The organism is Streptococcus sanguinis (genome assembly GCF_001078705.1).
GTDB lineage: Bacteria > Bacillota > Bacilli > Lactobacillales > Streptococcaceae > Streptococcus > Streptococcus sanguinis_D.
The window spans coordinates 1531214-1551487 of record NZ_CDMW01000001.1 but is presented as its reverse complement, the minus strand read 5'-3'; the positions used below and the strand labels follow the sequence as shown (position 1 = coordinate 1551487).

Sequence of the window (20274 nt, the reverse complement as noted above, 5' to 3'; positions counted from 1 at the left end):
ATGCGCTATTACACTCCCAATCGGATATGAGGGAAGTGGTTGTAAAGATAGTCAAAGGTTGACTGAAGTTTAGTGTCTGTTGTTTTACCAATATTCTTAAAAGGCATTTGGTATTTCTTTTGATTGTTTCGAACAGCAACTAAGGTTGAGTTTCTGTTTGAAGCAACGAAGCCGCGCTGCATGGTGAGAATGTGGTGGTAGAGATGGACGACCTCTTTGAGATCAATCGCCTTGAAACCTCTATAGTAGGTAATGAGATGGTCTTTATAAACAGCAATTTTCAGCACATCGTCGTGGAAAGAAGCTTGCTCCAGCAGGATATTGAGATTGTCCTTGGCCTCTGGATAGGCTGCATAGATTTCTTCGTAGGCAGCGATATTTTTCTTGCGGCCGATAATTCCTATAACGACAAAGAAAACACAGAGTCCAATCAAAAACAGAATGTAGAACATGAATGCAAGATTGTCAGATTCAAATTCAGTGATAGAGATATAGGAGCTGCTTGACATTACTGTGATGACTTCGGGATTGTCTGCTAGGAGACCGCGAACGAGGCTGCCATAATTAGAGATATATCCCTGATTTTTTTTAGGGGAGTTAGCATTAACATAGGAGCCAACGATTCGGACAGGATTTTTTTCCAGCTCGCCCTTTTTCTCTTTTTCTAAGAGCTGGGCAATCTGCTTATCCCCTTTTTTAGCTTGCAGACCAACATATCCGTCTTGGTAGGCAACCAGCCAAACTTGGGTATTATCTTCTACTTCAATCAGAGCCTCTGGAAAAATATATGACACTTCAGCATAGACTGCTGAATCTACTCCAGGATCGCTATTTCGGTCATAGGCAGTCTTGGTGTTGACCTTTTGGTATTGGATAAAGCCCATCACTGCAGCAACTGCTAAAAAAATAAAAGTAATTACCAGTAGGGCGATGGTACCCTGGTTACGTCTTTCCTTGAGCATAGCTCAACCTCCAAAATATAGTATAAAAAAATAATTTGATTAGCAAACTATCTTTTTTGTATAGTATAGCATAAATGCTTGACAAATGGCAAGAATGTGTTAAAATATGAATGAATAGAAAGTTTAATTCATTCATGAAAGAGGCATAGAAATGGATAAAAAAAATGAGCTCCTGGCTGCGGCTAGGGAAGTCTTTGCGGAAAAAGGCTATAAGGCAGCTGGAATTTCTGATATTGCTAAGAGAAGCCATATGGCTGTCGGATCCTTTTACAAGTATTATGAGTCCAAGGAAGCTATCTTCTTGGAGGTTTATGTAGCTGAAAATAGCCGTATACGAGAGGGAATCATGCAACGCGTAGACTGGCAGGGCGAGCCCGAGGCAATCGTTGAACAGCTTTTTGCAGTCACTTTTGAATTGATTTCACCCAATAAAATTCTGGCTGAGTGGAACAAGCCAGGCATTTCTCAGATTCTGCACGATTACTATAATCAGGATTCCGGCCGAGCGTCCAATGCCTTTCATCAGTTTCTGATTCAGACTTTCAGTCAGCGCTTGCAGGAAGAGGGCTTTTCGAAAGGGAAAATAGCTGAGATCATGAAGGTTTATGACTTGATTTACTACATAGACATGCATGTCACGGAGCAGGAATTTTCAGGCTACTTCGATAGTCTTGAGACTTTAGTGAAATATTTTGTTAAGGGGATTTTTTCCAAATAGAGGAAATTCCTTTTCTTAGAAGCGGCAGTGAATGAATTTATAAAATTATTCATTCACAAACAAAGGAGGTGATGGGTTATGCCCTGTGATTCGGAAATGGAAAGGAACGTAATTAGATAAAATACATTATTTTTTATCATGATATGAATGAATATCTGGAACTATTCATTCAAAAACAGAAAGTGTGGAAAAGAATGAATAAGCAAGGAGGATTTGCCATGAGTGGAATGGCTATTTTGGGTATCTGTCTGGTCGTGATTGGTCTTTTGACCATTGGCTACGGCGGTGTGACAGTTGGTTTTAGTTTAAGTGTGGATTTTCAGTCATTTTTAGTCGGAGGTCTCATCATTGTCCTAATCGGAGCAGCTTTGATTCCGGGCTTGCCGACAGTTGTTAAGCTGACGGCACTGGCTTTGACAACTTTGTCATTGCTGATGTACATTCACATGATGCCAGATTTGGAGTTTATGCTTATGCTCATCTCTGATGTTGTGGTTTTAGGCTTTGCGGCCTGGTTTGCTATTCTTTTTTTAAGAAAGTAGGTGATAAAGATGATTGTAGTTTATGATTCAAATACTGGTGTTGGTAAACGATTTGCAGAATCACTGGGCTATCCGACCCAGACCATCAAGGAGAAACTGGAAGAGCCTTGTATTCTCATTACTCGAAATGCTGGTGCTGGGAAAATTCCCTGGTCTACCAAACGCTTTATCAAGAAACATCCTGGGCTGATTAAAGGTTTTGTTAACAATGGCGACTCTGTTAAACATGGTCGGACTTTCTGCGGGGCGACTGCCTTGATTATCGAAAAATATGGGCTCCACCATATCTGCGATATTGACCAAGGCGGTAGTCCAGAAGATGTCAAGACTGTGCAGGCATTTTTGGCGGAGTGCTAGTCTCATCAAGTTTCGCATAAATGGAGGACTCGTATGTCTAGGTTCAAGAAAATTGGGAGCTTGTTTCTGGCTCTGATTTCTGTCTTTATCTTAACGGCCTGCGGGCATACACAGAAAGAGCCCGACACTTCAGATGAGACGGAAAGAAATTCTTCCAAACAAGAAGAAATACATCAGAATCAAGTAGATGCAACTTCCAGTGCGTCACAGAAAGATTGACTTTTTGTCAAAATAGAAGAGCTGAATTTGTTCAATTATTTCAGCTTATCTGTTCATTATTTGGCCTGTTTTGCTTACCATAAAGGAGAGAGAAGACTAACATCTTCTTTCTCCTTTTTATGATAAAACCCTGTGAGCATTCCTATAGTTTTTTAATAGCCAATATGGTACAATGAATTAGTATTGTCTTTCCAGTGTTTGTCAAAAAGGCAGAAGAACATGAAAAGGGCGTGTTCGACTGGCTGGCCAATACGCTGTGCTTTTAAACAAATTTTACTTGTGAGAAAGGAAGATTGCATGAATAAAAAACTGAGAGTATGGTTTCAGCTAATCATTCTCTGTCTAGGTGTGTTCCTGCCTTTCCTAGCCGGAACCCTTAAGGCTCAGGCGGCGGAACTTAATGATGTCATCACTGAGATGCACCTCACCACTAACTCTGGTGAGCAGCTGACCAATGGTGTTGATATCTGGCAGACCTTCCGTGTCTATGCTAAGTTTGCCCTGCCGGACAACCAGGCTCATGCGGGTGATACAACGGTGATTCATTTACCGAATGAATTTACCTTTGGGAATTCATCAGCTATTGAGCTTAAGGATGAAAACGGAGCCCTGGTGGCTAATGGAGTCCTGGATAGCGATGCCAAGACCATCACACTGACATACACAGACTATGTGGAGCAGAAGTCCAGTGTCAGAGGCGAGTTTTTCTTCTATTCGCGGATTGACCACGAAGTTGTCACAGAGGAAAGGGATATTCCAGCTACTTTCACGGTAGGCAATAATAGGATTTCGGCTGGCAGCATTCACTATAATGGCCCGCCGAAAAAGTATGAATCTCTGCTAGAAAAGAGTGCTTTTCAGTGGGATGCCGATGCTAAGAATGAAATCCGCTACAATGTGGCCATTAACCGTAACATGGGGAACTACAAAAATGTCTCTGTGACGGACAAGCTGGGTGACACAAATGCTAAGATTGTTCAAGACTCTGTACGAGTATATAAGGTTTCTTGGCGCTGGAATAATGGTGATTGGGCGCGTGATTCGACTGAAGATGTAACAGCAGACTTCCAGTCTAAAATGACCTTTGGAGCTGAAGGTGATAGCTTGACAATCAACTTCGGTGACGTAGAAGGCTTCGGCTACCTGCTTGAGTACAAGACATTGGCCGACTATGATTTGGCTGATGGAGAAGTTGTAGGAAATAAGGCTACCATGAACTATAACAATACCGAGACCGTGTCTGTCACCAATGAATACTCTTATCAGATTGCTGGCGGAACATCCGAAGGTTATAATTTCAAGGTGAAGGTTCACAAGACTGATGAATCTAATGCTTCTCTGAGCGGTGCAGTCTTTGAAGTGGTGCGGAAAGCGACCAATAAGGTAGTTGGCACAATCACGACAGATGCGGATGGCAATGCAGAAGTTGGTAATCTTCTGCGTGACACTTATATCCTGCGTGAAACGACTGCTCCAGCTGGTTATGACCGCCTGACAGAGGATATTACTATCAGTACGACGGATTTTGGTAAGACTTTGAACGTAGGCAGTCCAGCATCTGGAGATTCTGGAGACAGCAGATTGGTTGCAGTCAATGTAGTCAATAAACAAACTCAAACTCCAACTGACAAAAAGGTAACGTTCAGTAAGGTCAACCTAGCTGGTGAGGAAATTGCCGGTGCTCAGATTCAGATTTTCAAGGGACGGGAAAGCAAGGGCAGTCCTGTCGCATCTTGGACTTCAGAAGCTGACAAATCTAAAGAAATCAACTTAGAGCCGGGTATTTACACCTTCCATGAAGAAGCGGCTCCGACAGGTTATCTGGCTGTGACAGATATTATCTTCCAAGTTAATGAAGATGGCACTGTAACAGTTCTAGACGCTAATAGAAATGCTGTAGAATATACAGACGGTAAGTTGTTCATTACTGACCAAGCGGCACCTACTGAACCAAGCACACCGGATAAGTCGGTTCAAGGTGGCACCAAGCCAAATCAATCATCTGATTCTGATAAAGCAGCAGACGGTCAAGGAAAATCTAAAAAAGTTCTTCCTGCGACTGGCTCTGCTGAAAGCCTTGGACTAGTTCTTGCTGGTCTGGTAGTCCTGGCTCTTTTAGAACTTTACCGTAAGACTCGACTGAGCAAATAAATAAAGAGAGGATAGAGCAGAATGCTTTATCTTCTTTTGTTTGCACATTTTTTGTCTAGTTTTTTTGCAGCTTACTGAGCAATTTCTTCCGGTTACTCATGTAGGGCAGCCACTTACGGAAAAACTCTTGTTTTTAGCTCAGAATCCTCTATAATAAATGGCAAATAGAAAAAGGAGACAGAAGATATGACAGATACAAAAATACAAGAGAAGCTGAAGCCAGGCTTGAAGTTAGAGGATCTTCAAAAAGACGGAGACATCTATCTGGCGCTGAATCCGGACTATGTCTCAGGGGACAATGCCAAGTATATGACCATGTACAATCGATTGGCTCGCTGGTATGATTTTGGTGAGAAATGGATGGGGCCACTTCTCCATGGCAAAGCTATTGACAAGCTGAGAAAGGACCAGATGGCAGAAATAGAATGGAAGGATCATCTATCCGTCCTTTATGTCTCTATCGGGACTGGTCAAGACCTGCGCTACATTCCTGAGAATATTGACCTGAAAAGCCTAGACTTTGTTGGGGCAGATATTTCCATAGGCATGCTGAAAAAATGTCAAAAATCCTGCACCAAGAAGACCAATCTGAAGCTCTTTCATGCTTGTGCAGAGGACCTGCCTTTTGCAGATAATAGCTTTGACATCGTCTATCATATCGGTGGAATTAATTTCTTTAGTGATAAGGCCAAGGCCATGCAGGAAATGCTGCGGGTGGCTAAGCCAGGAACTAAGATTATGATTTCAGACGAGACGGCAGACTATGTGGACAAGCAATATAAGAAGAACCACTTCAGCAAGAACTATTTTAAGGACGCTACTGTTGATTTAGGAGAAATTGAGGCCGCTATACCGACAGGAGTCAAAGAGAAGGAGTTGAAACTCCTCTGGGACGGAAAATTTTATGCCCTAACGTTTAGGAAATAAATCAGAAGAATCGGACTTTGTCTCCGGTTTTTCTGCGTTATTGAGGACATTGATTGTCAGACGCAATTGACCCTAGCAATAGTGGTCTGATTTGCAAATGAATCATTTAAATCGTCCACCTTTTCTAAATGACAAAAAGGTAAACAAATGTTAAAAAAATTTCCTTTTGTGTATAGCCATTTTTCTTATAGTATGATAAAATGTAGATGTAATGTATCTATAAATGTTCGCTTTTTAGAAAGTGGGCACTGACAAGATGGGGAAGCTCAGTTAGTATACAATTACATTGTACATTTAAAACTGAATATTGTGAGAAAGGAAAATTGCATGAACAAAAGGATTAGAGCATTGCTCCACCTTATTATTCTTTGTTTAGGAGTCATTTTGCCATCAGTTGCTCCTCTTACTCAGGTGCAAGCAGCTGAGTTTGGTGATGTTATCACGGAGATGAGCCTGAAGAATTCTTCAGGTGGTGATTTGACGCAGGGAATTGATATTTGGGAAACTTTTCGAGTTTACGCAAAGTTTGTCTTGCCGGATAACCAAGTACATCAAGGAGATACGACAAAAATCACCTTGCCTTCTGAGTATGCTTTTGGGAACTCTTCAGCTATTGAGCTTAAGGACGGCTCGGATAACGTAGTGGCAAATGGATTTTTGGATTCAACCAACAAGACCATTACTTTGACCTATACAAATTATGTTGAGCAAAAGTCTGGTGTTCAAGGAGAATTCTTCTTCTATGCACGAGTTGATCATGATGTTGTGAGACAAGAAGGTGACTTGAATGGTGGATTTACCGTAGGAGGTCGGATGTTGTATCCGGGAATCGTCCATTATAATGGACCACCCAAAAGATATGACTCAAAAATTGAGAAGAGCTCTTATCAGGCAGCAGAAGACGGTAAGAATGAAGTTCATTACAATATTGCGATTAACCGCAATATGGAGCATTATACCGATGTAACGATTACTGACAAGATTACCTCGCCTAATTTTAAAATCATGAGAGACTCAATTCGGGTCTATAAAATTGCTTGGCGCTGGAATAATGGAGATTGGGTGCGGGATTCAACAGAAGACGTGACAGCTAATTTCCAATCAAAAATCACGGAAAATGCTGCTGGTGATGGATTCACGATTGACCTTGGCGACATGGATGGTTTCGGGTATTTGCTGGACTATAAGACAAAAGCAGATTACGATCTTGTTGATGGTGAGCGTGTTTCCAACAGTGCTACCATGACCTATAACGGTGGTCAAACAACGACATCAGCTGAAAATCGCTCTTATCAGATTGCTGGCGGTGTTGGAGAAGGCTATGTTTTCACCATTAAGCTTCATAAGGTCAATGAAAATGGTGAGAACCTGCAAGGTGCAGAATTTGAAGTTATTCGTGATCGGAGCGGTGCAGTTGTCGGGAAATTAACTACAGATTCTAACGGGAATGCCAACTTGGGTGACTTGTTGCGCGATGATTATACCATTCGTGAAGTGACTCCTCCTACAGGATATGATAAATTAACTGAGGAAATTAAGATTGGTTCCCAGGATTTTGGAACAGACAAATCTGTATCGCGTGAAATCGTCAATAAGAAGACGGTAACTGAGCAGGATATAACCTTCAAAAAAGTAGATCCAAACGGGAAAGAAATTCCTGGTGCGCAACTGAAAATCTATAAAGGTGATCATGTTGATCAGGAAGAAGCTCCCGTTGCAGACTGGACTTCAGAAGAAAATACTTCTAAAGTCATAAAATTGTCTCCAGGAACCTATACACTGACTGAAGCCAACGCTCCTGCGGGTTATCAATATGTAGAAGATATTACATTTACAGTAGGTGCTAATGGTACTGTTGCTCTTGTGAAAAAAGGAGCAGAAGATACTGTTCAAGCAGCAGGGTCAATTCTGACGATTACCGACAAGGAGGACAATAGTCCTAAAGCCATTACCTTCAGTAAGGTCAACCTAGGCGGTACTGAAATTGCTGGCGCTCAAATTAAGATTTTCAAAGGCAACAAAGCGCAGGGTCAAGCAGTAGAAAGCTGGACTTCGGAAGCTAATCAGTCTAAAGAAATCAATTTGGAGCCTGGTACATACACCTTCCATGAGGAAGCCGCGCCAACTGGTTACCTGAAAGTAACCGACATCACTTTCCAAGTCAAACATGACGGCACAGTGGAAGTGACCAATGTCGGCGAGAAAGACTCCAAAGGAGAAAACAATAAGGTTGTGACTGACGGAGCAATCTTGAAGGTAACAGACAAGGATGACGACTCAGAACGAGATGTGACGATCAAGAAAGTAGATCCAAACGGGAAGGAAATTCCTGGTGCGAAATTGAAACTCTACAAAGGCAGTCAGATTCGTCCTGAAGCTAAGCCTCTTGCAGAGTGGACATCCGAAGCCAACGCATCTAAGGTAGTAAAATTAGCTCCAGGAACTTATTCTCTGAAAGAGAGCCTTGCTCCTGCTGGATTTGTAGCTGTAGAAGATATTAAATTCACAGTTCATTCTGATGGCACCATTACAGTTGATGCTAAAGGAGCAACAGATTCTGTTGAAGCAAATGGCTTGGTTCTTACTGTAACCGATAAAGAGGACAATAGTCTTAAAGCCATTACTTTCAGTAAGGTCAACCTCGGCGGTACAGAAATTGCTGGTGCTGAGATTAAGATCTACAAGGGCGAGAAAGCTGAAGGTACAGCAGTAGAAAGCTGGTCTTCTGAAGCTAATCAGTCTAAGGAAATCAATTTGGCACCTGGTACTTATACTTTTCATGAGGAAGCAGCTCCAACTGGTTACCTCAAAGTAACCGACATCACTTTCCAAGTCAAACATGACGGCACAGTGGAAGTGACCAATGTCGGCGAGAAAGACGCTAAGGGTGAATCTAACACCGTTGCGACCAATGGTTCAACTGTTACGGTGACTGACAAAGATGATGACCTACCGCGTAAGATTACCTTCAGTAAGGTTAACCTAGGCGGTACAGAAATCGCAGGAGCTCAAATCAAGATCTTCAAGGGCGAGAAAGCTGAAGGTCAAGCAGTAGAAAGCTGGACATCCGAAGCTGGTAAGTCAAAGGACATCAACTTGGCACCTGGTACTTACACCTTCCATGAGGAAGCAGCTCCAACAGGCTACCTCAAAGTAACAGATATTACTTTCCAAGTTAAGCATGACGGAACAGTAGAAGTAACAAACGTTGGCGAGAAGGACGCTAAGGGTGAATCTAACACCGTTGCGACCAATGGTTCAACAGTTACTGTGACTGATAAGGACGATGATCTCCCACGTAAGGTGACCTTCAGTAAGGTCAACCTCGGTGGTACTGAGATTGCTGGTGCAGAGATCAAGATCTACAAGGGCGATAAAGCAGAAGGCACAGCTGTCGAAAGCTGGACATCTGAAGCTGGTAAGTCTAAGGAAATCAACTTAGCACCTGGCACTTACACTTTCCATGAGGAAGCGGCTCCAACGGGTTACCTCAAGGTAACAGATATTACTTTCCAAGTCAAAACTGACGGAACAGTAGAAGTAACCAATGTCGGCGAGAAAGACTCTAAGGGTGAAGACAACAAGGTCGTAACCAACGGCTCAACTGTTAAAGTAACCGATAAAGATGATGACCTTCCACGTAAGATAACCTTCAGTAAGGTTAGCCTTGGTGGTACAGAAATCGCAGGAGCTCAAATCAAGATTTTCAAGGGCGATAAAGCTGAAGGTCAAGCTGTTGAAAGCTGGACATCCGAAGCTGGTAAGTCAAAGGACATCAACTTGGCACCTGGTACTTACACCTTCCATGAGGAAGCAGCGCCAACCGGTTACCTCAAAGTGACTGACATTACTTTCCAAGTCAAACATGACGGCACAGTGGAAGTGACCAATGTTGGTGAGAAGGACGCTAAGGGTGAAGAGAACAAGGTCGTAACTAACGGCTCAACTGTTACAGTAACCGATAAGGATGATGATCTCCCACGTAAGGTGACCTTCAGCAAGGTCAACCTCGGCGGTACAGAAATCGCGGGTGCACAAATCAAGATCTACAAGGGCGATAAAGCAGAAGGCCAAGCAGTCGAAAGCTGGACTTCGGAAGCTAATCAATCTAAGGAAATCAACTTGGCACCTGGTACTTATACCTTCCATGAGGAAGCAGCCCCAACGGGTTACCTCAAAGTTACTGATATCACATTCCAAGTCAAGCATGATGGAACAGTAGAAGTAACCAATGTTGGTGAAAAAGACGCTAAGGGTGAAGAGAACAATGTCGTTACAAACGGTTCAACAGTGACCATTACCGATAAGGATGATGATCTCCCACGCAAGGTGACCTTCAGCAAGGTTAACCTTGGTGGTACAGAAATCGCGGGAGCTCAAATCAAGATCTTCAAGGGCGAGAAAGCTGAAGGTCAAGCAGTAGAAAGCTGGACATCCGAAGCTGGTAAGTCAAAGGACATCAACTTGGCACCTGGTACTTACACCTTCCATGAGGAAGCAGCGCCAACCGGTTACCTCAAAGTGACTGACATTACTTTCCAAGTCAAACATGACGGCACAGTGGAAGTGACCAATGTTGGTGAGAAGGACGCTAAGGGTGAAGAGAACAAGGTCGTAACTAACGGCTCAACTGTTACAGTAACCGATAAGGATGATGATCTCCCACGTAAGGTGACCTTCAGCAAGGTCAACCTCGGCGGTACAGAAATCGCGGGTGAGAAAGACTCTAAGGGTGAAGACAACAAGGTCGTGACCAACGGCTCAACTGTTACAGTAACGGATAAAGACGATGATAGTCCCAAAGCCATTACTTTCAGTAAAGTTAACCTTGGTGGTACAGAAATCGCAGGAGCTCAAATCAAGATCTACAAGGGCGATAAGGCAGAAGGAAACGCAGTCGAAAGCTGGACATCTGAAGCTGGTAAGTCTAAGGATATCAACTTGACTCCAGGTACCTACACCTTCCATGAGGAAGCAGCACCGACCGGTTACCTCAAAGTGACCGACATCACTTTCCAAGTCAAACATGACGGCACAGTGGAAGTGACAAACGTTGGTGAGAAAGATGCTAAGGGTGAATCTAACACCGTTGCGACCAATGGTGGAACTCTGACTATTACTGATAAGGATGACGACCTTCCACGTAAGGTGACCTTCAGTAAGGTCAACTTAGGCGGTACTGAGATTGCTGGTGCAGAGATTCAAATTTTCCAAGGCAAAGAGGCAACTGGTAATCCTGTAACGAAATGGACTTCAGAAGCAAATAAATCGTATGAGATTGAATTAGCTCCTGGAGTATATACCTTCCATGAAGCTGCAGCCCCAACTGGTTACCTAGCTGTTACTGACATTGTGTTCCAAGTGAATCTCGATGGCACAGTAACAGTTGTAAATGCCAATGGAAATACAGTTGAATACAAGGATGGGAAGTTAGTCATAACTGACCAAACGAAACCGACTGGTCCAGACAAAGATCCGTCTAAAGAAACAGGTAATCCAGATCCGAAAAAATCAAATCAAGATAAACCTGGAGATAAGGGGAACTCGAAGAAAGTTCTGCCTTTCACAGGTACAGAAATCAGCTTTACGCTACTTGCTATAGGCTTGATTATCATAGTTGGTTGTGGGGTTTATTTCGGAATCCGTTTCAAAAAATAAAACAGAAAACAAGTGTCAATGAAAATTGACGCTTGTTTTTTTATGCAATTGACCGTCGTTTTCTTACCGGATACCTGATGGTTAATACCACTTACTGAAAAGCCCTTGTTTTTGCCTCTGAATCTTCTATAATAGTTGTCAAATAAGAAAGGAGATTTTTACTATGTCTAAACAAATTGTAGACCCGATTCAATTGCGTCACGGTGCCAAATTAACCAACCGTTTGGTGCTGTCCCCTATGTATACTTTCAGTGGCTTAGAAGGAGGATTTGTGTCTGATGATACTTTGCGATACTATGGAGCACGCTCTCAGGCAGCAAGTCTTTTGATTACTGAATTTCATTATGTTAGTCCATCAGGAGGGCCTTGTTACCAGACTGGTTACCCAGTTCAATTAGGTATTTACTCTGATGACCACATTGAAGGGGAGAGAAAATTAGCAGCTGCCCTTCAGAAGGATGGCAATAAAGCGATTTTGCAGCTTCATCATGGTGGGATAGCAGCTTCAGGCCGTGCTTTGAAGGGTGAGGAAGTATTGGCTCCCAGTGCTTTAGATTTTTCTTTCTTGCCATATCCGGTGAGAGAATTGACCGATGAAGAAATCCTTGAAATTATCAAGGATTTTGGTCGAGCAGTCAAACGTGCAGTTCAAGCTGGTTTTTCAGGAGTGGAAATCCATGGTGCCAACCACTATCTGCTGCAGCAATTCTTTTCTAGCACATCCAATGTTCGTCAGGACAGATGGGGCGGAACTTTGGAAAAACGTATGGCCTTTCCTTTGGCGGTAGTCGAGGAAGTGAAGCGTGCTGCGGCCATGTATGCGCCAGAAGATTTTATTATTGGCTATCGGATTAGCCCAGATGAAATCCATGATGATCAAGTTGGCTATACTTATGAAGAAGCCAAGCTTTTGGTCAAGGAGCTGGTCAAGCACGAACTAGACTACATCCATTTGTCGCTTTTGGCTGGCTATGATTCAAAACCTACAGGATCAGACAAGACCTATGCAAATCATTTTAAGGAAGTGATGGATGAGCAAACTAAACTGATTACAATCGGTGGTGTCTTTAGTCAGGAAGATGCAGAAGCTGCTATTGAGGATACGGCTGCGGATTTAGTTGCAATCGGCCGTGGTACCTTGATTGACCCGCTATTTGGCAACGGGACATGGAGCAGAAATTGTCCATGAGATTAGCCCTGAGCAGTTGAAAAATTCTCAATTGACACCGGGCTTGCTTGAAGTGTTCAGCCGTAAGGATTCTGGCGGGCTGCCTCCTCTACCTGGTCATGACAGTATTATTCATCTTCATACGGGTAAATTTGGGGATGAGGGGCAGTAAGAATAGCCTATTCAAGATAGTATTGACAGAAGTCTGAACCTCCTCTGGAAAGAAAACTTTTATATCTTTAAATTTAGGAAATATATCATGAAAACCGGAAACAAATTCCGGTTTTTTTATTCGCTTGATGAAAGAAGCCGATAGGTATCGTTGAATTTAGGTCTATTGACGCAGTTTAAGGGCAATCGAAAACTATTTTTCCTAAGTGACAAAAATGTAAGTTTACAGGCTAAAATGAAAGGTTATCTTATGGCAGCTAGTCTAGGAATTCGGTATCCTATAAGTGTAAAGAAAAAGAAGATAACAATCTTCCAAACTAAACATCAGATTTCAAGAAGGAGGCTCGCTATGAAAATCAATCTTTTTAACCATCGCCAAAGTAAACCTAAAGCTCAAAAGATTTCCAAGGAAGAAATCGAGAAGACTCGTCTAGGCTGTGCTTCCAGTCAATATTATTTCTGGCTGCAGTACAGTCACTGAGAGATTCCATTATTCAAGGGTAAGAGAAAGGTTAGTTGACTTTTCTCTTTATCCGACTTGGAGTACAAGATGACAAAAATGTAAGATTGGCAGGCAAAATGAAAGATTAGGTTATGGAAACTTGTCTGTCTTTCCGGTATGATAGTAGTATCAAGTTAAATAAAGAAGAGGTTCGAATATGACATTATTAGACGTACAACACGTGAAAAAGATTTATAAAACCCGCTTTCAGGGTAGTCAAGTAGAGGCACTGAAAGACATTCACTTTACAGTAGAAAAAGGCGAATATGTCGCCATCATGGGGGAGTCAGGCTCTGGGAAATCGACCCTGCTCAACATCCTAGCCATGTTGGACAAGCCGACTGAGGGCCGCGTCTTTCTCAACGGAACTGACACGGCAACCATCAAAAACAGCCAGGCTTCCAGCTTCCGCCGAGAGAAATTAGGCTTTGTATTTCAGGATTTCAACCTGCTGGATACCCTGTCGGTCAAAGACAACATTCTCCTGCCTTTGGTCCTCTCTCGCCGTCCCATTACCGAGATGATGCAAAAGCTGGTCACAATCTGCAATGAGCTGGGGATTAACAAACTCCAAGAGAAGTTTCCTTATGAGATTTCCGGTGGCCAGAAGCAGCGGGTTGCAGTGGCTCGGGCCATTATCACAGACCCTGAGATTCTGTTGGCGGACGAACCGACGGGAGCCTTGGATTCCAAGTCTTCGGCAGCCTTGCTGGATGTCTTTGACGACATCAATGCGCGCGGTCAAACTATTCTCATGGTAACCCACTCGACAGCAGCGGCTAGCCGCGCCAAACAGGTGCTCTTTATCAAGGATGGGATTCTTTATAATCAAATCTTCCGAGGTGACAAGACCGAGCGGGAGATGTTCCAAGAGATTTCTGACACTCTGACAGTTATGGCAAGTGAGGTGAAGGACTAGTGTTTCGATTAGCATCAAAATTGGCGGTATCCAATCTGATTAAGAACCGCCGTCTCTATTATCCTTTTGCACTGGCTACCTGTGTGGCTGTAGCCATTTCTTATATTTTTAACTCCTTGGCTTTTAATCCCAATCTATCCAAAATGACAGGTGCCAGCTCTGTTATCTTCGTTTTGGTCTTAGGAGTCGTTATTGTAAACATCACAGCTGGAATTATTGTCTTTTATGCTAATCAATTTGTCATGAAGAATCGCTCCAAGGAGCTGGGGCTTTACGGCATGTTGGGGCTCAATAAACGCCATCTCTTTGTTATGACCTTTATTGAGCTGTTAATTTTCGGGCTAGTGGCTGTAAGCTTGGGGCTGATTATTGGTGTTCTCTTTGACCAGCTGATTTATGCCTTTTTGCTCAAGCTCATGGGTACCAAGGTGGTTCTAGTTTCGACTTTTCAACCTTTTGTAATGGTATTGATTATCATATTCTATGCTTTTGTATTTTTCTGTTTAGTAATTAAAAATGGCTTTTACTTAAGAAAGTTTGATGCTCTGCAATTAGTCAAGGAAAAAAATAGCGGGGAGAAAAAGAGTCGCTTTTTACTCTTGCAAACTATTATTGGTATGTCTTCCCTCGTTTTTGGATATTATCTTGCTTTAGGTGTATCTAATCCGATGGCAGCTATTATCATTTTCTTCGTAGCTGTACTTTTTGTTATTCTAGGGACTTATCTGCTTTTCAATGCAGGAACGACTGTTTTCTTACAATTTTTGAAAAAGAGGAAGACGTTTTATTATCAGCCAGATAACATGATTTCGGTATCTAATCTAATTTTTCGAATGAAGAAAAATGCAATCGGTTTAGCGACGATTTCTATTTTGTCGACAATGGTTCTGGTTACCTTATCTGGTGGAGCCAACATTTATGCTGGTGGTGATTATATGCAGAATGCCATGTTCCCGCATGATTTCAGTATCCAAGGAAAAGAAGTAACAGGTGAGGTGCTGGACCAAGCTTTGACGGAGTTTGTTCAAGAGCAGCAGCTGCAGATTAGTAAAAAAGTTATTTACCAGTATTATACGATAGGGGTTAGCAGCCGAGCTGGTAATCAGCTAGATATTTATTCTAAGGGACAGAAATCATTCACTCCAAATCTTTATATTTTGGCCATTTCTGAGAGTGATTATCAAGGAATGACGGGTCAAAGTCTTCAGCTTAAAGATGATGAAATAGCCATATTTGAGCAAGGACTGGAACTAGATAGCAAAAAAGATTTACAGCTAGCTGATAAAAATTTAAAAATCAAGAGAAAATTAAAAGAAGATTTCGTTTTCGGTAATATACCCGATCCGATGAATATGATAGTGCCTGAAAAAATCTATATGGTAGCTAAAAATCCGAGTCAAATCTTTTCTTCATTGATGAACGATTACGCTGTCAATGTTAACTATTATGGAGGATTAAATCTCAAGCTTCCAAAAGAAGAACAGAGAAAACTCAAAGAAACATACCAAGAAAAGCTAAGCAGTTTTAATACCACCTTACCTGAAAATCAGGCTATCTACGGTTCGGTGACTGCCTTTGATAAGCAAGAAATAAAAGGAATGCTAGGCGGTATGTTCTTTATTGGAATTTTCCTATCAATCGTTTTTATGCTTGGAACTGTTCTTATCATCTACTACAAGCAGATTTCTGAAGGCTATGAAGATAGAGAAGGCTTTGTTATTTTACAGAAGGTTGGATTGGACGAAAAACAAATTAAGAAAACGATACGTAGGCAGATTCTGATAGTCTTCTTCCTACCCCTAATTTTTGCCTTTCTTCATTTGGCTTTTGCCTATCACATGCTGAGCTTGATTTTATCTGCTTTAGGGGTGCTGAATGCCACACTTATGTTAGTAGTGACTCTGGGTGTTTGTGCTCTGTTTATTGCAGTATATGTCGGTGTCTTTCTCATCACATCTCGCAGCTATCGCAAAATTGTGGCTATGTGATAGCAGAGACAGTCATCATATACCTTTCATCTATTTTAAAGACTTAGGCTGAGATTTCTCTCAGCCTTTCTTTTCTCGGAAAATTTCCGAGAAAGATTCCTAAAAGCGTGGAAATATGATAAAATAGGACGTTAATGCAATTAGGAGAGTAAAAATAGATGAATATTTTTAGAAAAAAAGATGCTAGTAAGGACAGAACGGGCATGCGCCGTCACTTGAAAATTCCTGATTTAATTTTGCTTGGTATTGGAGCCATGGTAGGAACTGGGATTTTCACCATCACAGGGACTGGGGCAGCCAAATATGCTGGGCCAGCTCTGACCGTTTCGATTGTCATTTCAGCGCTTTGTGTGAGTATTTCGGCCCTTTTTTACGCTGAGTTTGCCTCACGGATTCCGGCCAATGGTGGAGCCTACAGTTATATTTATGCGGTTCTAGGAGAATTTCCTGCTTGGCTGGCTGGCTGGCTGACCATCATGGAGTTCATGACCGCTATCTCAGGTGTTGCCTCTGGCTGGGGCTCTTATTTGAAAGGATTGCTTAGTGGCTTTGGTATCCAACTGCCGGCAGCTCTGAATGGCACTTTCAATCCTAAAGCGGGTACTTATGTGGACTTGCTGCCTATTCTGGTCTTGGTCTTTGTAACGGGAGTTGTTCTTCTGAACTCAAAGGCAGCCCTGCGCTTCAACTCAGCCTTGGTAGTCTTGAAATTCTCAGCCTTGGCACTCTTTATCATTGCAGGATTTTTCTTCATCAAGCCAGAAAATTTGTCTAACTTTGCACCTTTTGGCTTCGGAGAAATTTATGGCGGCAAGGTCGGTATCATGGCTGGGGCTTCGCTTATGTTCTTTGCTTTTCTAGGTTTTGAGTCCATTTCCATGGCGGTCGATGAAATCAAGGAGCCCCAAAAGAATGTTCCACGCGGGATCGTTTTATCCTTGAGTATTGTAACCATTCTCTATATTTTGGTGACCTTGGTCTTGACTGGGATTGTTCACTATAGCAAGCTGGATGTCTCAGATGCGGTGGCCTTTGCCCTGCGCAGTGTCGGACTTGGCTGGGCAGCCAACTATATCTCAGTTGTCGCTATTTTGACTCTGATTACGGTCTGCATCTCCATGACCTACGCCCTGTCGCGGATGATTTACAGTATTGCGCGTGATGGTCTCTTGCCTGGCTCTTTCAAGAAATTGACAGAGACCAGTCGGGTGCCAAAGAATGCAACGATTCTGGTAGGGATTGCTTCAGCCATCTGTGCGGGTATCTTCCCCTTGGCTAGTATCGCTTCTTTCCTCAACATCTGTACCTTGGCCTATCTGATTTTATTAGCTGTGGCAGTCTTGAAATTGCGGAAAGACAAAGGAATGCCCAAAGCTGGAGAATTCAAAACGCCTTTAGTCCCTCTGACGCCAATCTTGTCCATTGTTATCTGTCTATCCTTTATGACTCAGTACACCAAAGAAACCTGGCAGGCCTTTGGCATTGCCCTAGCGCTGGGAAGTCTTATCTATGCCTTCTATGGCTATCGAAACTCTGAAATAGCTGTAAAAGAGAAGTTGGGATAAAGTATTGATATTAAAGAGAAAGTAGAAGGAGAAAAGAATGAAGAAACTTAATCTAACCCAAAAGAAGAAAATCTGGCTCTTTGCCCTTGCATTGCTTGCCCTGATCTTACTAGCGATTGTGATCAATATTCAGTTGAACCAGCCCGAAGATATGCATGCTGAGTATGTTCGGCTTTGGAAGACAAGGTGGCATGAGGAAAATAAAGACTGGCTCTATCCACTGAAAAATATCTGTCTTGTTATTCTGGCAGCTCTCGCTGGGTCTGGTTTAATAATTGCATTCTCTAAGAGTGAGAGATGGAAATAAGCTTCTGTAGATTTAAATGAAATAATCTTACAAAAATGTAAGATTGACGATGATAAATGTAAGGTAGAGACATGGAAAACGTGTCTCTATTTTGCTATAATCAGCTCAGAAATCCTCACTAGAAAGGTTGTGCGATTATGAAAAAAGTCCTTTTAGGTTGCTTTGGAACAGTACTGGTTTTGCTTGCACTTTTAATAGGTTTTCTTGCCTACTTTGGTCCAGACTATGGCATTTTTCTTTTCCCACCTAGTCCGCAGGACTACGCTCGCTCGGTTGTGAAAAAACTTGATTTTGGTCTTTATACTGACAAAGATTGGGAAAATGAGAAAAAGAAAGCCTTAGAGAAGCTTGAATCTGCCAAGACTTATCAAGATACCTATCCTGTCTTGGAAAAATTAACCAAAGAGGCTGGCGGAAAGCATTCTTATTTTTTAAATCCACAGGATAATCCCGAGAATAGTCCGGAAAGCAAAAATCAGCCTGAAGTGCAGAATCGAGAGGGAGTTCTCTATTTAAAAGTTCCTGCTTTCACTGGTGATGCACAGGCAGCGAAGGCTTATACTAACAAACTTTCAGCAGCTCTTTAAAAGGCTGACTATCAGGCGGTTGTAGTGGATTTGAGAGATAATACCGGCGGGAATATGTATCCGATGATTGCTGGACTGACCTCTCTTTTGCCTGATGAAGACCTCTTCCAATTCGTTTATAAAAATGGAAGCAAGAGCGCGGTTTCTCGATCAGATGTCCTTAAGCAGCTTGGTCTGGAGCAGACTGATGAGAAAGCAAAGAAAGTTCCGATAGCTGTTCTTACCAATGGGAAGACAGGCAGCTCAGGAGAGATGATTGTTTTAGCTTTTAAGGGACTTGAAAATGTTAAAATTTTTGGTCAGCCAACGGCAAGCTATACTACGGGGAATAATTATTATCAACTATATGATGGAGCAGTTTTGCTCTTGACTACCTCGAGTATCCTAGATCGCACGGGCAAGCTTTATGAGAATGAGGCAATTCAGCCCGATGTCCTAACAGACCATCCTTTAGAAGAGGCGGAATCTTGGTTGAAGGGACAGATAGGAGAATAGTTCATTGAAAGCAGTCAAAGAGACTGCTTTTCTGCTATAATAAAGAGAAGAACGAGGTGACAGATGATTCGTAAGATAAAACTAAGAGACGCTGCAGCTATTCAGCGGCTTAATGCTGAGTGCCTAGGCTACGATTTCGATAGGGAAGCGACGGAGGCTCAACTGAAGAGGCTGCTAGAGAATGACCAGCATTTGATTTTGGTAGTTGAAGAAGATGGTCAGGTCATAGGTTACGCTCATGCGGCTAGCTATGACTGTCTCTATTTCCCGTTCTTGCTCAATCTCTTGGCCTTGGCCGTCGCTCAGGATTTTCAAGGGCAGGGACATGGCAGAGCGCTGATGCAAGCTTTGCGTGACGAGGCAAAAGCGGCAGGCTACACAGGGATTCGGATTAATTCAGGTATTTCCCGCTCCGCAGCCCATGAATTTTATCGCAGCCTCGGCTGCAGCGAAAAAGCAGACCAGAAACGCTTTTATTGGGAATTTTAGAGAAAGGAGGAGTAGATGATGATTGAACAACTAAACCAGCAGCATGCTTTGGAAATTGCTAAGGACTGGCATTATGAGGCGCCTTATGATTTTTATGATATGAAAAATGACCTGGAGGATTATGAAGAAATGGTCTCCCCTGAAGCGCGTGGAGACCGTTATTATCAAGTCCTGAGAGAAGGGAAACTCTATGGATTTTTCTGCTTGGAGCAGAAAGGAGAGCGAATTTTGGATCTTGGTTTGGGGATGAAGCCGGAGCACTGCGGAAAAGGTCGGGGCGCTGCATTTTTGAAAGAAATTCTGGACTTTATCATGGAAAATTTTGCACCCCAAGTCATCAGGTTATACGTGGCTGACTTCAATCACCGAGCCCAGCAGCTTTATCTCAACATGGGCTTTGAAGTGGTGAGGCGCATTCCGCAAGAAAGCAATGGCGATATTCATCTCTTTGTAGAGATGGAGAAGAAGGTCTAGTCAACATCGCAGCCAGACAAAGAGACATATAAGTGCAATCACTCATTATCCCTAGAAAAGGAAGTAGGCAGTTTA

Annotated in this window: 15 protein-coding genes and 2 pseudogenes; 16 read left to right on the top strand and 1 reads right to left on the bottom strand. The window is 42.6% G+C overall.

The features are described from left to right. Positions 1–8: 8 nt before the first annotated feature. The gene (locus tag SSV_RS07810) at positions 9–962 is read right to left on the bottom strand and encodes a hypothetical protein (protein WP_072074362.1); all 954 of its coding nucleotides are present in this window, start codon (positions 960–962) and stop codon (positions 9–11) included. A 151-nt stretch (positions 963–1113) separates the two neighbouring features. Between SSV_RS07810 and SSV_RS07805 the strand changes: the two genes are divergently transcribed. From SSV_RS07805 to SSV_RS07725, 16 genes and pseudogenes are all read left to right on the top strand, one after another. Next, positions 1114–1680, top strand: coding sequence for a TetR/AcrR family transcriptional regulator (locus tag SSV_RS07805; RefSeq protein ID WP_072074361.1), 567 nt, complete (start codon positions 1114–1116; stop codon positions 1678–1680). Between the two features lie 194 nt (positions 1681–1874). Then, positions 1875–2222, top strand: coding sequence for a hypothetical protein (locus SSV_RS07800; protein WP_072074360.1), 348 nt, complete (start codon positions 1875–1877; stop codon positions 2220–2222). Then, complete coding sequence (locus tag SSV_RS07795) at positions 2223–2579, top strand: class Ib ribonucleoside-diphosphate reductase assembly flavoprotein NrdI (RefSeq protein WP_176693589.1); 357 nt, start codon at positions 2223–2225, stop codon at positions 2577–2579. A 33-nt stretch (positions 2580–2612) separates the two neighbouring features. Next, positions 2613–2798, top strand: a complete 186-nt coding sequence (locus SSV_RS07790; protein WP_072074358.1) for a hypothetical protein — start codon at positions 2613–2615, stop codon at positions 2796–2798. A gap of 297 nt (positions 2799–3095) precedes the next feature. Further along, positions 3096–4949, top strand: coding sequence for a SpaA isopeptide-forming pilin-related protein (locus SSV_RS07785; protein ID WP_176693588.1), 1854 nt, complete (start codon positions 3096–3098; stop codon positions 4947–4949). A 186-nt stretch (positions 4950–5135) separates the two neighbouring features. Then, positions 5136–5876: a class I SAM-dependent methyltransferase gene (locus SSV_RS07775; RefSeq protein ID WP_072074356.1), complete on the top strand. Its 741-nt coding sequence runs from the start codon at positions 5136–5138 to the stop codon at positions 5874–5876. A 327-nt stretch (positions 5877–6203) separates the two neighbouring features. After that, complete coding sequence (locus SSV_RS07770; protein WP_072074355.1) at positions 6204–11534, top strand: SpaA isopeptide-forming pilin-related protein; 5331 nt, start codon at positions 6204–6206, stop codon at positions 11532–11534. A gap of 163 nt (positions 11535–11697) precedes the next feature. Continuing rightward, positions 11698–12874, top strand: a pseudogene (locus tag SSV_RS07765) (oxidoreductase). 348 nt (positions 12875–13222) lie between these two features. Continuing rightward, a complete protein-coding gene (locus SSV_RS12255; RefSeq protein ID WP_009659231.1) occupies positions 13223–13354 on the top strand; it encodes a hypothetical protein in 132 nt (43 codons plus the stop codon). A 178-nt stretch (positions 13355–13532) separates the two neighbouring features. Continuing rightward, a complete protein-coding gene (locus tag SSV_RS07755; protein ID WP_072074354.1) occupies positions 13533–14294 on the top strand; it encodes an ABC transporter ATP-binding protein in 762 nt (253 codons plus the stop codon). Beyond that, on the top strand, positions 14294–16282 hold the full coding sequence (locus tag SSV_RS07750) for an ABC transporter permease (RefSeq protein ID WP_072074353.1): 1989 nt from the start codon (positions 14294–14296) through the stop codon (positions 16280–16282). Before SSV_RS07755 ends, SSV_RS07750 begins: the two co-directional genes overlap by 1 nt. A gap of 158 nt (positions 16283–16440) precedes the next feature. After that, complete coding sequence (locus SSV_RS07745; protein WP_072074352.1) at positions 16441–17847, top strand: amino acid permease; 1407 nt, start codon at positions 16441–16443, stop codon at positions 17845–17847. A gap of 37 nt (positions 17848–17884) precedes the next feature. After that, positions 17885–18154, top strand: a complete 270-nt coding sequence (locus tag SSV_RS07740; protein WP_072074351.1) for a hypothetical protein — start codon at positions 17885–17887, stop codon at positions 18152–18154. Positions 18155–18291: 137 nt separating this feature from the next. Continuing rightward, a pseudogene (locus SSV_RS07735) lies at positions 18292–19236 on the top strand (S41 family peptidase). A gap of 63 nt (positions 19237–19299) precedes the next feature. Beyond that, complete coding sequence (locus SSV_RS07730) at positions 19300–19725, top strand: GNAT family N-acetyltransferase (RefSeq protein WP_072074350.1); 426 nt, start codon at positions 19300–19302, stop codon at positions 19723–19725. 15 nt (positions 19726–19740) lie between these two features. Beyond that, positions 19741–20199: a GNAT family N-acetyltransferase gene (locus SSV_RS07725; RefSeq protein ID WP_072074349.1), complete on the top strand. Its 459-nt coding sequence runs from the start codon at positions 19741–19743 to the stop codon at positions 20197–20199. Positions 20200–20274 lie beyond the last annotated feature (75 nt).